Raw genomic sequence first — 16,310 nt, forward strand, 5'->3', positions numbered from 1 at the left:
GTATACAAATTGAAATGAACAGAATAATTAAAATAATAACCCTTCTAGTATTTGCAGCTTGTGCTCGCGAAGAGGCTGTTCCCGTTATTGTTGATTTCGATTTTGAAGTTTTTAATGATGATTTTTCCATCCCGGTACAGATCGTGTTTTTTAATCGTACAGAGGGTGCAGAGGATTATGAATGGCGTTTTGAAGGTGGAGTTCCTTCAAGATCTGTAAATCGCAACCCTGGTGTTATACAATACGATAGCAAAGGAAATTTTGAGATAGAATTGATCGCTACTAACCAGGATGGATCTAGAGATAGTAAAATCATTGAAATACAAATCGACGACCCTGTAATTATTGATTTTGAAGTGACCAATGTAGATGATAATTTTTCTCCGGCAGCGTTTTCGATTCAAAATAACTCTACAGGAGCAGATAGTTTTGTGTGGACTTTTGAAGGTGGACAACCTGCAAGTTCAACATCGGAAAATCCGGGGAATGTTGTTTTTACAGAACCAGGAGAGCATAGAATTACTTTGCAAATCAGTAATGGCCGTGAGACATTTACCCAGGAAGAGGTAATCACTGTTGAACCATTTCTGGTTGCAGATTTTACTGAAGAAGTAGCATTTGATGATGATGATTTCCAAATCCCTGTGATCATGCAGTTTACCGATAATTCGATAAGTGCAACATCGTACCAATGGCAGTTTGAAGGAGCTTCAATCACTACCTCTTTAGAACAAAACCCTAATGTTACTTTTGTGAGTGAGGGGAACCATAAGGTTACTTTAACGGCTTCAAACGGTAAAGAAACACAGACAATATCCAAAGTATTTCAGTTTTTTAGAAATACAAATCTTAGAGAACTTAATGACGTGGTATTAGGAATCAATACAGCCCATAATGCAAATACAAGAGGAAGTTTTTATAGTATAGCGGATCGAACAGTGTATTCCGCAGAAGAAATAACCACTGATATAGCTGATCAAATCGACTTGGTGTTTTTTGGTTTAAGTAACACGTTTAATCGTAATCGATTTGTAAGTCCAGACGATTTATCAAGTACCACTTTTGATGCGTTGGCAAATGCTAAGCAAACCAAGTTTATTAATTCCCAGGAATTATGCAATTGTTCGGCTTCGCTTTCTGTGAGTGAATTTGATAATATGCAAGATGATACGTTGTTAAACGGATTGACGATTACCGAAACACCTGGAGGTTTACAGGATTTTGATAATAGCATGGTGCCAAGAATTGTACTTTTTGAAACCCAAGAAGGAAAGAAAGGTGCTATTAAAGTAAAAGAATTTATTGATGATGGATCAAATTCATACATCATAGTTGATATTAAGGTTCAGAAAGCAACCCGATAGGATTGCTAATGAAAGTAGTTCACATAGCGATAATTTTATGTACAAAAAGGCTTTACATACTCTAATTATACTCGTTACATTGTGCTTGACCTCCGTCAATGCGCAGGTTTTTCCTGTTAATGTAAATCCACAAGTCATACCTCCCTATAGTCTTCGATTATCGGAGTACGGTACCTCTGTTTCTGAAAAACTGTTGGTGAATTTATTGCTTACCGATATTAATGAATCGAATCGTCAAGTACGACTCAAGTTTTTTGTAGAAAGTAATGGTGGGGTATCCATACAGAGTAATGATGTAGTGATAGGAGCACCGCCAATTTTTCTTGAAGGTGGAATACCGCTCCGGTTGAGTAATGTGGATTTAAGAGCTTATTTTCAGTTAGAGAATTTGCAAGGAATAAGTCCGCAGCAATATAATCTTCCTTTACCAGAAGGATTTTACCGTTTTTGTTTCGAAGTGTATGATGCACAATCCGGTCAGCAAATTTCACGTAAAAGCTGCACAGCGGTGTATCTTGTATTGAATGATCCTCCAATTTTAAATGTTCCGAATAGAGGAGAGCAAGTGTTGATGCGTGATCCTCAAAATATTATTTTTCAATGGACACCGAGACATCTTAATGCTACCAATGTTGAATATGAATTTACATTGGTAGAGATTTGGGATAATCAAATGAATCCACAAGCCGTTTTCTTATCAAGTCCGCCTTTGTATCAAACCAATACCTTTGCTACTACCTTGTTATATGGCCCAGGGGAAACTCCTTTACTTCCTGATAAAACCTATGCATGGCGAGTTCGGGCTATGGTAAGTGACGGAATCAGTGAAACATCAGTTTTTAAAAATGATGGGTATAGCGAGATTTATCATTTTACGTATTCTGGAGCTTGTTCTGAACCCGAATATATCCTAGCTGAAGCCAAGAGCACAACCAGCGAAAAAATTCTTTGGCAGGGTGTTGATCACATACGATATAATATTCAATACAGAAAAAAAGATACAGAGAATGCCGTTTGGTTTGATACAGGAACGGTAAATGAAAACGGAACCATTTATAATCTGGAACCAGGGACTACCTACGAGTTTAGAGTAGGAGGACAGTGTTTGGATAATGGACCGTTTACCTATTCTCAGATTTATGAGTTTACGACCATAGTACTTCCTGAAGAAACTAACACTTATAATTGTGGGATAACACCAGAAATTGTTATTACAAATCAGGAACCTCTAGAAACTATGGTGATCAATGATGTGTTTACGGCAGGAGATTTTCCGGTAACGGTAAAACAAGTCGATGGCCAAAATGGTTCTTTTACAGGATGGGGGTATATCGTAGTCCCTTATCTTGAAGATACTAGAATTAAAGTTGATTTTAGTGGTATTAGAATTAACACAGGTTACCAATTGATAGATGGGGTTGTAGAAACTGATTATGACGAAAACTGGGGAGGTGTCGATGACATTAGTAATGAAATAGATGCTATCGTAGACTTGACTACGGGAGGAATACTGGATATCCTAGAGGATATAGCCGATCGATTACGAGAAGGAGAATTAACAGGAGAGGATAGAGAGGCATTATTAGAAAGAATCGAAAGAGACTTACCTGAAGATGAAATTCGAGAGTTGGAAGAGTTAGATCAGCAAATTACTGCGTTAGAAGAACAGTTGGAGCAGGCAGAGACCGAAGAAGAAAAAGAAGAGATTCAAAATCAGATTGATCAGTTGAATCAAAACTTTGCAGACCAATTGGATCAAATCAAAGAGGAAATTGTTGATTTGATAGTAAAAGCAATCGAGAAGTACTATTCGCAGAATAGATCTCAGGAGGAAAAACTTATTGCAGATTATGATGCTATTTATAGTTTTTCTTCTGATGACACCTCCGAGGGAGATGAATCAGACCTGGATGAAGTGTTTGAATTTGAGTTTGAAGGCGAAACTACTGTAAATACAGTTCCAGAAGAGTTTACTCAAATATTTGATGTACAGGAAAAGTTTCATTTATACTTCTTTTCAAAATCTATAGCAGAAAATGTTGAAGACAAAGAATGGATACGGTCTTTTGTAAGTAAAGCATTAGAAACAGATGTAGATCTACCAAAAATTCTTAAAGAATCTCAGGATAGTGGAGACTCTGAAAATAGAATCATTGATCTCTTGATAGAAGGAATTGAAAAAGCTTTAAAAGGTTTAATCGATAATTACAAATACAAGTATTTCGGACAATAATGCAAGTGCACCAAACTCAAAAATATACACTAAATAGCGAGCTGAACTTTATTGTTTATGGCAAGGATACCGAACATAAACATCCTAATAATGCTGCTTTATTGGATGCTGATGGTACAATGGTATACAGTATTGAGGCACCATTTTTTAAGTCTGATCAGATGATTAATGGTGTTAAAAACGAAGAGTACTCGACTCCAGAAAGAGAAGTTTGGGTGATTCATCCTCATAAAGAGAAAGTCAAAAATTTTTGGGGTAAAGTAATTGATGAAAAACCGATGATGGGATATATCGACGGGTGTAATGGAATGAAACATATTGAAGGCAAAGAGTATGCAGAAATTGTAATCTCTGATGGTGCAATGTATTTTGAGTTACAGTATTTGGATATCAAAACAGGAGTATTTACTGAGCATGTAAAATGGGGAGGTAGATATTAAGAATGATTATAAGAAATTGAAAATAAAATGAATTTTATGTCTGGAACTTGTTATAATAAAATAGAGAGCTATCTCTTGATACTCTTATTTTCTATAGTTTCATCTTTGGGTATTTATGCTCATGAAATTTCACCGGTTAGTAAAACCAAATTTAAGACCATAGAGGAAGTAAATATTGGAATTGCCAATCAATTAGAATATTTAATTCAGTTCAATAAGACCAATAAAGTAAACAATAATAGCCAAAACAATTGGTACGTTTATGTGGTGGGAGATGATACTTTCAATCCCAATATGGTATCGGATTATGTAGAAGATCAATTTGATTTGAGTGATATCGGATTGGACAAAACTCCTGTAAACATTCAGGAATTGAACCAAAAATTGGTTGAAATCAATAGGAAATTAGGAGAAAAAAATGCTCCCCTAATATATTTTGGTGTTGCCAACAAGAAAAAAGCTATTGCAGCTCCTTTTTTCCGTTCGAAAATAGATACAAAGTATCCACAGCAACTACAACCGAGCTTAAGGACTTTTATCAAAGAGCTTTTAATGGTCCTTTGAAAGGAGATAATAGTGCTGAGGCAGGACAAACCTATAATGCACTTAAGGATTTTTTCAAAAAGGACGGAGAGGCTGATCAAAGTAAAAAAGCGTTAATTCAACAAACCCTTACTAAAGCCGGTGGAGAAGGAGCAGTCGCTTTGTCAAGCTATTATTTTGCAATTGTAAAAGGTGACAAGGGAGATCAAGTAGGTAAAGCAAATATCTCCTGGTGGTCATTTTCAAACTATTTGTTGGGATCCAATGTAGAAAAAATAGATAAGGATTTACTTAAAGCGCATTACGCAAATCTTTCCAGTACTAGCGGAAATAAGAATTACAAGAAGATTAATGCCTGGTTCAACTACTTATCTGACGCTGATCTGCCTGAATCTCAATTCCTGGAAGAGCTCTTAAAAGGAATGATCAACAATAGCAAGTGTTCAACATTAAGTGTAGATGAAGGAACTAGTCAAAAGAATAAGTTTGTAGAAGCGGTTAATTCTGAAGATGTAGATAAGATCGTTGATGCAACGAGAAAACTGTGTTCAGATGTACTTGAAGATATTGATTATGCCACTATCATTAAAGCGATCAAAACAATCGCCAAAAAAACGATCAAAGAGAAACAAGAGGCAGTTATACTCTATCTTCTTCATAATATAGATAACAAAGATTATGCAAAGCTATTTGCTGATTTTAGAGGGGCAGACGGTAAGAACGAATTGTTGCGCACTCTTTTACAGGAAATGGATGATCGCTCCATCAATCCATTCGATGGAGATAATTATACTTCGTTTATTGGAGCCTTACTTTATATTGGTAACCAGAATCAAGGAGAATACTTAAAGAAAGAAAGAGGGTATTTATTAGAGACCTTTTTGTTGGCGCAAAGAGATTTTGAATGGAGTAAAATTCCTATTGCTAAAGCAATTACAGATGTTCTAAGCTTTAATATAGATACAGATGATGCTGCATTCGAGAGTTTTCTGGTAGACAATGAATGTGAAGAGCTACTCAATCTGTTGCAGTTTTTAACCTGGGATGTTGTTGCCCAAGATCAAAGAAACTTAAGGCAAGTTGGTGATGCTTTGGGAGAGTTTTTTGCAGCTCGAAAAAATCAAAAGGTATATATCGAACTCCTGGAGATAGCCTTTAATAATAAGAAAGTAGACTTTTTTGTAGATCCTATGCGTCGACTTAGGATCGGGGAGTTGATTCTTAGGATGTTTGGGAATGTTCCAGAAGACTCCTCTGAAATCTATGCGTACCTTACTGGAGAGGATTTAAAGAATTTAAAAAACATCATCGAAGAAACTTCGGCTCAGGATTACGAATTGTACGCTGATGTGTTTTACGAAGGACTTACCAAAATTTTGGATGCTCAAGAAGACATCCCAACTCGAATCGCTCTAGCAAAATGGGCGATAGATAATGACTCTGTATTTAATGGGGTTCATGAAAATATGATTGTTAATGTGTTCAAGAACATCGAAGACAGAGATGACAGACAAACGATTTACAATTTTCTTACCTACAAAGATGGTATTCTAGGGAATGGAGAAAAAACTTACGAATACATCAATAAAATAACCGCAGAAGGTGTTTTAAGCGGGAATGACCTCCAAATTGAGTTTTTAAACTATTACATAAGCCTGATTTTGGAAGGTTTTGGAGATGTTAATGACCGTGTTGCTATCATCAAACATGCAATCTCAAAAGGTGATGACTGGAGTTGGTTCTGGTTCTCGGATACTGAGGACGTTATTTCTTCAATGTTTACGGATATTACTCCGGGAGATGCTGAGACTATTGTAAAAGAGCTAAAAGCTAACAATAATAAGCTCTTTACAGAAATCTGGGAGATCCTTCAGTCCAAAAATTGGTGGGCTGCTGTGGATAGTGATAATGAGCGTTTTGCCAATTTTGTAGTTAACTTGGCTCGGGTTTTACAACTTTCTCAACAAGAATTGACTTGGCAACGAGAGAATTACGAAAAATATCTGGATGAAAAGCAACAGTACCTTACGACCGACAAACCAAACAAAATAGATGAGATTAAAGGAAATTACCTGCCTATGGCTAGAGCTAATTTCTTTGGTGGTACGGATGGTAATGATTTTGATCTCGATGCCGAAGTTGATTTTTCTAAAGCCAATATTAAGATACATCTGGAAATAGAAGACCATAAGGTGATGGATCGCTCTTTTGATCCTTTTGAGTACATTTTTGTGGAATTTGTCGAGGATACCAAGATCAATAATTCGGTACAATTTAGCAAAGGAGATATTATTGGTGTTCCTGCCTTCTATATCGCCTGGATGGATGGTAGTATAGGAGCACAGCAAAACTCTGTAGCCGCTCGTGTTACCCTCGATGGGATTGTGATTGTAGCTTCTGCAATTGCTATTGCCGGATCAGGAGGAGCATTAACGCCGGTAGTGATGGCAGCTATAGCCGAGATCTTTTTTGCCGGAACCGATGCTGCGATTGCTATTTATAAGGAAGAGATGGGCGAAGCCTTGGGTACCGATTTCGTAAATACTCTTGAAATTGCCAATATGGTATGGGGATTAGCCAATTTACCTTCAGCTTTATCAAGTTTGCCAAAAGGGTTAGTGAAACTTAGAAAAGGAGCAGGTAACTGGTATGATCTGGCAAAAGGAATGACCTTTAAAGCCGGAGATAACTTATCTGGGATTACTGTAGATGTCAAAAAATTTATAACTGTTTTACCGGATATTATTAAAGAGCTTAAAAATAACCCTACGGCTCGAGCGCAACTATTTAAAAAAGTTTCAGATTTAGAAAGTAATCTAAGGACTAAAATAGCAGGATTAGGGGCAAATGCTTCTAAAAAGATTAAAGATGTATATAAGGCGTCAAAAGATATGACGTTGGCGTTTTATGTTGATAAGGCTCCCTTGGCTGGTCAATTAATCAATAAATTTCCAAATAGAATCCAGACAGAGATCGTTAATAAACTTTTGGTATTAAAGTTTGAAGGAAAAACGTTCTGTAAAATTGATCCGGAAGGTTTCCTAAAGAATATAAAAATATACTCTGAAGCTGATAACTATAAACCTATTCCAGGGTTAGAAGCTCCGATTCCGGTTAAAATTACCGTAAAAGGTAAAGTTTATGATGACATAGTCGTTATCAAAGATTATAAAGGTAGCCCAATCTTTAGGCCAAAGTATGAAGAAGGAATTACCAGAAGTGGAGATTTAATTAATGAACTTCATGTACGTAGTGGTAATAGCCCACCCTATATGAATGGTACCGATGTTAAGGATTATACTATAAAGGTAGGTGAGAAATTTTATGTAGTAGAATATTTAAATAACCAGAAGGTACCAGGTGGATTTGGCTCTAATAAACCTATAAGTACAATTGAAGAGTTAAGACAAGAACTAGCAGTATTAGAAGGATGGAAAAATCCTGCTGAAAATGGAGGGTTGGTATTACGAGAGTATGAAGCTGTAAAACCCATACAAACTCGTAGTGGTACTATTGGCCCTCAAAAAGAACTTAGCGGACCTAATGCCGGACAAAATTACCCAGGAGGAGGACATCAATATGAATTCTTAGAGAACTGGCGGGCAGCTGACCATAATAGTTATATGAAAAAGGTCAATGAGCTGCCTATTACTGCTGCAGCTGCGGCTCCTAAAGCAGAAGGGATTGTTGATGGAGTAAGAAGATATAACATTGCGAATGAGATACTTGATGGAACTACAGAAATTTCTAGGAGGGTTGAGCTAGGAGGGAAACGAATGTACTTGAAATGGAAAATTGTAGATGGAGAGATTGATTTCTTTTCAGAAGCAGCAAAAGAAAGTTTAAGAAGGCAAATCAAGAACTTTTTGGGAACATCCGATGGGATTGATGCCCATCATATTATCTCATTAGGAAAAACGGAACATCCAATAATTCAATTAGCAGCTAGAGAAGGTTTTCATCCCAATTTACCAGAAAGTATTTTAGGATTAGAACATTATGATGCTGCCCTAGAAGTTGGATTGCATCAAAACCATCCAGCATATGATAAATTTATTGAATTCAGATTAAACGAATTTTCTTCTCGAGGAAGTGTAACAGCCGAGTCTGCAAACAATTTTGTGCAAAAGAGTTTAATACCTGAACTGAAAAACGAAATTTTTAAAGCCAAAAATTCAACATATAAGAATCTTAATGATTATTTCAAATTTGAAATTAATCCTCGATATAATATAAATTAAATGAAATATTACACTATTGGAGCTAGTGATGATTTAAATCAAATAGGAGCTTACCCGCAAGTTCAGAGAAGTAAAGGATACAAGGCTATGGCCGATAATTCATATCACAATGTGAGTTGGGATAAATTACCGGATTTTACTCCAAATTATGAGGTTGATATAATAGATAAAGGTCTTCCAACTAATTATTTACATAATTTATCTGGATTTTATGGATTTACCGTTGATAGTAATTTTAAAAATATTTTAGAACAACATCATTTACCTACGCATAATTTTTATCCAGTTAATGTGCAACATAATACCAAGGTGTTGGATTATTATTGGTTTCATTTTATAAATAGCCTTTTAGATTACGTTGATTTTAATCAATCCACAGTAGAAATCTTTACCAAAACGCCTTTTCAAATTGTCGAAGAAAAAACGATTGTGTCTGTGAGTGCTTTTCATCAATTACAAGATTCTTTAAACTTTGAGATGGGAGCAAGGGTTAAAAAAATTGTGGTGAAAGATAATTTTCCTGGTTATGATGTAATAAGTCTTTGGAATTTAACCCCTTTGATCTTGATTAGCGAAAAACTTGCAATTGCATTAAAAGAGGAAGAAATGACAGGGTATGAACTTAGAGAATATCCCGGAATTACTTTTAAAGATAAACCAAATGTGTAGAATAATAGAATAACAATAAAACAAAGACGAATGTAATTTATTATAAAAATGCACGTTCTATTTGGTGATAAATAACAAATTCAACCTTAAAACTAAACTTAAAACCCAAAACAAATGAAAAGATCATTTTTAGTATGTTTTTTGCTAACAACGTTAATGCTGGTATCATGTGGTAGTGATGATGATGGAGGAATTAATAATTCCATCATAGGAACTTGGAAATTAACCAATGCTGCAGAAGGTGATGGAACCCCTATCATGTTACTGGATTGTGAGGAAAACACAACATTTACGTTTACAGAAAACATGTTTACCACAAGAAGTTTTGAAGCAAATCAAGATAGAACCGATTGCTTACCTGTAGAGGAAAGTACGGCAACATACAGAACCAATGGCAACCTTATAGAGCTTTTGGATGCCGATGGTAATGTTATTGTTCCTACAGAATCGCAATTAAGCTTTGCTATTGCGGCAGATGTTATGACTATTCGCGATACCGATCCTGGTACCGGTAATGTGGTTTTGGAGCTTGTGTTTGCAAGACAATAAAAATCAAATTAGAATTTTCTAGGTAAAGAAAAACGCAAAAAAACCACTTTCTTCAAGTGGTTTTTTTGCGACAATTTGCTTTTTTAATACTTTCGGGCACTCAAAGAAATATGGCGAGAAAAACGATGCTTATTTTGACTTTTAGTGATCATTAACAAATACTTTTTATTTGAGAAAATTACTACTAGTACTACTACTTTTTCCTATGCTATCCAATGCTCAAACATTGGACTACGAAACTATTACCCGTAGTAAACCTATAAAGGTAAGCGGGCAATTTTCTGCCAGCACCGTTTACTACAACTCTAATCAGAACGCAAATCGGGAGCCTTTTACATACTTTCTACAGGGTGCACTGAATATTAATATTTATAGCTTTTCGGTACCCATATCCTACAGTTTTTCAAATCAGGGAGAAGAATTAGGGTATCAGCTACCTTTTGATTTTAATCGTATTAGTATCCATCCAAAATATAAATGGATAACAGGTCACATTGGTACAGTAAGTATGACCTTTTCTCCGTACACTTTAAATGGCCATCAGTTTACTGGGGGTGGGGTAGATTTAACTCCTCCGGGTTCATTCAAAATAAGTGCAATGTCGGGACGCTTGCTGCGGGCTACCAATGATGATGAGGATCCTAGGACAATTCCCGCATTTAATAGAATGGGATATGGAATTAAAGCTCGTATTGAAAAAGAAAAATACAAACTAGATATCATTGGTTTTTATGCCAGAGATGATCAGAATTCTATAGATTCTATTCCTGAAGCCAAAGGAGTATTACCTCAAGAAAATTTGGTACTAAGTGTCGAAGGAGAGGTAAAACTAGGGCAAAGTTTTAGTTTACAGGCAGAGTATGCTTCTACAGCCATTTCCAAAGACACCAGAGCCGAAGAGATTGATAACCCAGGAATTTCTCCTTTAGGACTATTGTTTAATAATAGGGCTTCGACAGAATATTACAATGCTCTTAGAACGCGTTTGGGATATGCACAAGGAAGAGTATCGTTGGGGATAGGGTATGAGCGTATAGATCCAGGATACGAGACGCTAGGAGCTTATTTCTTTAATAATGATTTCGAGAATATTACACTAGATGCAACCAATAGCTTTTTTAGAGATAAATTGACTTTGGCGATTAATATAGGGTACCAAAGAGATGATCTGGATAATCTTAAGGCAAATAACACTAATAGATTTGTAGGATCTGCTAATGCTACATTGGCAGTTTCAGATAGACTTAATCTTGTAGGTTCATATTCCAATTTTACCACATTTACGAATATCAAACCCAATCAGTTCGACGATATCAATGATGCGGATTTAATAGACGAGCAAATTGAAAACCTGGATTATAGACAATTATCTCAAACTTCTACCTTAACGGTCAATTATGTGCTATCCAACAAAAAGAAATCCAAACAAAACTTGAATGTAAATTATTCCTTGAATGATGTAGCCAACGAACAGGGAGGAATTGTACGCTTGGGTGACGCATCCACATTTCATAATTTGAATGTAGGACATACGATTAATTTTTCTGAAACTAGCTTTACCATTACTTCTGCTTTTAATGGAACGTACAACACTATTGGGAGAGAAGAATCCTTTACCTGGGGACCGACGGTTAGCCTGGGGAAACGGTTTTTTCAAAAAACATTAAATACCCGATTTTCTACTGGATATAATAGCTCGAATAGCAGGGCTTCGACGGTAAATGTGATCAATCTTAGAGCATCCGCTACCTATACGCTTAAAGAAAGGCATAATTTTAATCTAAATGCCATACAATTATTCAGAGATAGAGGAGATGATAATTTGTTGAGTGAACTGACGGCCACTTTCGCCTATAACTATGTTTTTGGATTGAAAAAGCCAAAGTTCAATTTCAAGAAGAGAGAAAGAAAGCCAAAAGTAGAGAACGATTCTATAAAAATCCAATATCGTAAATATCGTTTTGAGGGGCTGCCGACCGAGATTACTCCAAGATTGTTGGAGCTTCCAGAGAAAGAAGGTTTTGATCATATCATTAAAAAGAAAAAGGGAAGGATAAATAATCTGGCAGAACAATTGGTAGAAACTCAAGAAAAAGAGAAGAAAATCTACAAAGAGATTGCGATCAATTATCTGAAAGAAATGGATACCTATCTCGATTTTGCTGAATTTTATAATGAAAAAATCTATGATTCTTATTTAAGGCTATTGAAAGAGGCTAGAGAAATTGATCGAGAAATACGAGATGAATATATTATCATTAGTGCCAAAATTAATAGTGCAGAAGAAAAAGACCCTGATGATTTAAAAATGCAAAGCTTACTGGAAAAACGGTACGAAGCACACACAAAATTGTTGAAATCTTTAGAAAGGTGGAAGCTAAAACCTGAAGATATCGAGAACCCTGAGGGTGATATCAAACAGTTGAAAAGACAAAATGCAGCTACTGTGTTTGAAATGTATCAAAACGAGGATTCTGAAGATCAAATTGTTAAGTTCTTGGAGATACAATTAGCAGATATATTCCATAAATTACTGAAAGAATAATAATAAGAATCAAGGAGAGAGGAAAAAGAAAAAAGGTTGTCTTAAGACAACCTTTTTTTGTAGCGAGAGCGAGACTTGAACTCGCGACCTCCGGGTTATGAATCCGACGCTCTAACCAGCTGAGCTACCTCGCCATGATTACTATTTTGGTTTGAGTTTGATAAACAATCTTTTTATAAAGTCACGCTAGCAACTCAAACGCGGGTGCAAATATAAAAACAAAATACATTGACGCAAACAATAATGCATATTTAATTTTTTTCATTGTACTTTTAAAGTCGACAATTAATCTATATATTGGCTTATCAACAATTAATGATTATGTCTGAGAAAACTAAATATGAACTTGAATTTGTGGTACAGTCTTCGCCACAATTACTATATCAATATATTTCAACTCCTTCTGGGCTTTCTGAATGGTTTGCCGATAATGTAAACTCAAGAGGAGAACTGTTTACTTTTATTTGGGATGATTCTGAAGAAGAAGCCAAGCTCTTAAGCCGTAAAAGTGGTGAAAGAATTAAATTTAGATGGGTAGAAGATGAGGAAGAAGGAAACGATTATTTTTTTGAATTGCGTATTCAAGTAGACGAAATTACCAAAGATGTATCTTTGATGGTTACTGATTATTCTGACAGTGACGAACTAGACGAGAATAAGATGCTTTGGGATAACATGATTAGTAACCTTAAACATGTGCTAGGATCGGCATAAACTTCTTTTTTTATATAAATTTGCAGTGCCCATAAAAGATAGTATTTATGGGATTTCTTTATGGTAAATAGTAATGGAAATTTGGTAAAAGATAATGAAGCTCTTTTACCAATTGCAAATCGCGGATTTGCTTACGGTGATGCGTTATTCGAAACGATAAGAGTTAATTCTGGGGATATTTTATTCTGGGAAGACCATTATTTTAGGTTAATGGCTGCTATGCGGATTTTACGTATGCAGATCCCTATGAAATTTACTCCGGAGTTTTTAGAAAAAGAAATTAAAGATTTGATCGAAGCTAATGGTCTTAACGAGGTTTCGGCTCGGATTAAAATTACGGTATATAGAGATGCCGAAGGGTTGTATACACCGACAAGTAATGAGGTGAATTATATCATTTCGACTTCAAAACTAGAAACGAGTTTTTACACACTCTCTGAAGAAAAAAACGAAGTTACTCTTTTCAAAGATCATTATATTGCGGCAGATCTGCTATCTACGCTTAAAACAACCAACAAAATCGCCAATGTATTGGCTGGTATTTTTGCCAAAGAGAATGAATTTGACAATTGTTTGTTGCTCAACTCTAATAAGATGGTTATTGAAGCGACTAACGGGAATTTGTTTCTGGTGAAAGGAAATACTATAAAGACACCACCCTTAGAAGATGGTTGTTTGAAAGGGATTTTGAGAACACAACTGTTACGAATCCTTGAAAAATTAGAGGATTATGTAGTAGAAGAAGGCTCTATTTCTCCATTTGAACTACAAAAAGCTAATGAGTTGTTTATCACCAATGTGATTTCAGGAATTACACCGATTACCAAGTTTAGGAAAAAAGAATACGATACTACTACCAGTAAACGATTACTAGGTATATTGAATTCTAGAATTAGATTAGGAGCCTAGTTGTAGGTAGGATTCTCGGGTGCGTTAGACCATAACATATACTCGCCACCAAGCTCAATCATTTTTTCTTTCCAGAAGGTGTCATAGGATTTTCCGAAAATGTTCTTTTTGTAATCATTTTCAACAATTACCCAGGAGTTGGCTTCAAGTTCTTGATTAAGTTGTTGAGATCCCCAACCTGAATATCCTAAGAAAAACCGTATTTCTTGCGGAGTAATTCTGTTTTCAGAAATTAGTTGAGAAACTACTGTAAAGTCTCCTCCCCAGTATATACCACCAGAGATTTCAACACTATTTGGAATTAGATCAGGTATTTTATGAATGAAATACAAATTGTCTTGTTCGACGGGTCCACCATTGTAAATTTTAAAATCAGATTCGATTTCTGGAACCAAATCAGAAAGAAGATATTCAAGGGGTTTATTCATTATAAAACCAATCGACCCTTGTTCACTATGATCAGCAAGTAAAACAACAGAACGATTGAAAGAAACATCACCGATTATAGAAGGCTCTGCAACTAAAAGATGTCCTTTTGATGGTTGGAGTGATATCATGCGCTGGCTTTCTTTATCACTTAAAGCTAAATAATTATTTCTAATAATCAAAGCCGAGTGGGGCCTTTTTATGGGAAAGCATAAAAAAAGCTCCCTGGAATAGGGAGCTTTTTTAATTTTATCGAAACTAACTGATTAGTTTACTGATTTTGATAAATCAGCACCAGCCTTAAACTTCACAACGTTTTTAGCAGCGATTTTGATAGTTTTTCCAGTTTGTGGATTTCTACCTTCTCTTGCAGCTCTTTTAGAAACTGACCAAGATCCAAAACCAACTAAAGAAACACGTTCTCCTCCTTTAAGAGTTTTTTCTACGCTTCCTAAGAAAGATTCTAAGGCTTTTTTAGCCGCTGCTTTAGAGATTCCGGCGTCAGCTGCCATTGCATCGATTAATTCTGTTTTGTTCATAATTCTGTTTTTAAATTAATTGTTGGTTAAACCAATCTTTATGTTAAACGCTCTACAAATTTATACGGATTTATCATTCATGCAAGGATTAGCCCAGTAAATACAAGGATTTGTTGATAACTCAAGGTGATTGTTAATAAACACGTTAAATTTTTGTAGTTTTTTTATTGCCAATTTTATGTGAGCCTTATAACATTCGGGCATCCCTAAAGAAGTTATACCCATTTAAAAGGGCTTTGGCGTCCATAGCCTTCTTTCCCGGTAGTTGAAGTTTGTCAATTAAAATATATCCATCACGAACCGCTACTTTAATTTTTGAGTCTTCAACTATGATTTTTCCAATGTCAAAATTGTTAGGCTCCACTACCGGACTTACTCCATATATCTTTACATTTTCAGTTTTTCCATTATTTTGTAGTTCAGACCATGCAGATGGATAAGGAGACAAACCACGAATAAGATTGTGTATAGTGCTTAAATCTTGATGCCAATCGATCTTGGTGTTTTCACGGTTAAGTTTGTAAGCAGTTTTAAATCGTTCTTCTTTAGGTTGCGATACAAGACGTACATTATCATTTTTAATTGCTTGTATAGTTTCTTCTACCAACAAGGCTCCTTGTACCATAAGTTTGTCATGTAGTGTCCCAGCTGTATCATTTTCTTCGATAGCTACTTCTTCTTGCAAAATAATTTGTCCAGTATCTATTTTCTCATCGATAAAGAATGTAGTAATACCGGTTTTCTTCTCTCCATTAATAATAGCCCAATTGATTGGTGCTGCACCTCTATAATCGGGTAGCAAAGAAGCATGCAGATTAAAAGTACCGTATTCAGGCATATCCCATACCAATTTTGGTAACATACGAAACGCTACTACAATGTTGAGGTTTGCATTTAGTGCTTTTAACTCTTCCAAAAACGTTTCGTCTTTTAAGTTGGTAGGTTGTAATACCTTTAGATGTTTTGATTGGGCATATTCTTTTACTGCAGAAGCTTTCAGTTTCCTTCCTCTACCTGCAGGTCTATCAGGTGCAGTAATTACACCAACCACTTCGTGATTGTTGGCAATAATCTGTTTTAGAGTCTCGACAGCAAAATCGGGAGTCCCCATAAATACGATTCGTAATGCTCTCATTAT

General features: G+C 35.6%; 13 protein-coding genes and 1 tRNA gene. 10 read left to right on the plus strand and 4 right to left on the minus strand.

What is annotated here, in order from left to right; translation table 11 throughout:
* Positions 1-14 precede the first annotated feature (14 nt).
* From AC0L3Q_RS10820 to AC0L3Q_RS10855, 8 genes are all read left to right on the plus strand, one after another.
* Positions 15-1,364, plus strand: a complete 1,350-nt coding sequence (locus AC0L3Q_RS10820; RefSeq protein ID WP_473286571.1) for a PKD domain-containing protein — start codon at positions 15-17, stop codon at positions 1,362-1,364.
* 79 nt (positions 1,365-1,443) lie between these two features.
* Entirely contained in the window at positions 1,444-3,597 is a 2,154-nt protein-coding gene (locus tag AC0L3Q_RS10825; RefSeq protein ID WP_473286572.1) for a fibronectin type III domain-containing protein, read from the plus strand.
* Positions 3,597-4,037: a hypothetical protein gene (locus AC0L3Q_RS10830; protein WP_473286573.1), complete on the plus strand. Its 441-nt coding sequence runs from the start codon at positions 3,597-3,599 to the stop codon at positions 4,035-4,037. The genes AC0L3Q_RS10825 and AC0L3Q_RS10830 overlap by 1 nt, the downstream gene beginning before the upstream one ends.
* 36 nt (positions 4,038-4,073) lie before the next feature.
* Positions 4,074-4,601, plus strand: coding sequence for a hypothetical protein (locus AC0L3Q_RS10835; protein WP_473286574.1), 528 nt, complete (start codon positions 4,074-4,076; stop codon positions 4,599-4,601).
* A complete protein-coding gene (locus AC0L3Q_RS10840) occupies positions 4,598-8,821 on the plus strand; it encodes a hypothetical protein (protein ID WP_473286575.1) in 4,224 nt (1,407 codons plus the stop codon). The genes AC0L3Q_RS10835 and AC0L3Q_RS10840 overlap by 4 nt, the downstream gene beginning before the upstream one ends.
* The gene (locus AC0L3Q_RS10845) at positions 8,822-9,490 is read left to right on the plus strand and encodes an imm11 family protein (RefSeq protein ID WP_473286576.1); all 669 of its coding nucleotides are present in this window, start codon (positions 8,822-8,824) and stop codon (positions 9,488-9,490) included. It begins immediately after the preceding gene.
* 114 nt (positions 9,491-9,604) lie between these two features.
* Complete coding sequence (locus AC0L3Q_RS10850; protein WP_473286577.1) at positions 9,605-10,039, plus strand: lipocalin-like domain-containing protein; 435 nt, start codon at positions 9,605-9,607, stop codon at positions 10,037-10,039.
* A 169-nt stretch (positions 10,040-10,208) separates the two neighbouring features.
* On the plus strand, positions 10,209-12,584 hold the full coding sequence (locus AC0L3Q_RS10855; RefSeq protein ID WP_473286578.1) for a porin family protein: 2,376 nt from the start codon (positions 10,209-10,211) through the stop codon (positions 12,582-12,584).
* A 60-nt stretch (positions 12,585-12,644) separates the two neighbouring features.
* Here the strand turns inward: AC0L3Q_RS10855 and AC0L3Q_RS10860 are convergent.
* Positions 12,645-12,718 (minus strand) — tRNA-Met (locus AC0L3Q_RS10860).
* Between the two features lie 187 nt (positions 12,719-12,905).
* Here AC0L3Q_RS10860 and AC0L3Q_RS10865 point away from each other — a divergent pair.
* Positions 12,906-13,298, plus strand: coding sequence for an START-like domain-containing protein (locus tag AC0L3Q_RS10865; protein ID WP_073312706.1), 393 nt, complete (start codon positions 12,906-12,908; stop codon positions 13,296-13,298).
* A gap of 60 nt (positions 13,299-13,358) precedes the next feature.
* Positions 13,359-14,207: an aminotransferase class IV gene (locus AC0L3Q_RS10870; RefSeq protein ID WP_473286579.1), complete on the plus strand. Its 849-nt coding sequence runs from the start codon at positions 13,359-13,361 to the stop codon at positions 14,205-14,207.
* Here AC0L3Q_RS10870 and AC0L3Q_RS10875 read toward each other — a convergent pair.
* The 3 genes from AC0L3Q_RS10875 to fmt form a co-directional block, all read right to left on the minus strand.
* Positions 14,204-14,764, minus strand: a complete 561-nt coding sequence (locus tag AC0L3Q_RS10875; protein ID WP_473286580.1) for a YqgE/AlgH family protein — start codon at positions 14,762-14,764, stop codon at positions 14,204-14,206. The genes AC0L3Q_RS10870 and AC0L3Q_RS10875 overlap by 4 nt on opposite strands.
* Before the next feature lie 135 nt (positions 14,765-14,899).
* On the minus strand, positions 14,900-15,172 hold the full coding sequence (locus tag AC0L3Q_RS10880; protein ID WP_073312710.1) for an HU family DNA-binding protein: 273 nt from the start codon (positions 15,170-15,172) through the stop codon (positions 14,900-14,902).
* A gap of 187 nt (positions 15,173-15,359) precedes the next feature.
* On the minus strand, positions 15,360-16,307 hold the full coding sequence (gene fmt / locus AC0L3Q_RS10885; protein ID WP_473286581.1) for a methionyl-tRNA formyltransferase: 948 nt from the start codon (positions 16,305-16,307) through the stop codon (positions 15,360-15,362).
* Positions 16,308-16,310 lie beyond the last annotated feature (3 nt).

It is taken from the genome of Aquimarina sp. KJ22-3, assembly GCF_055808215.1.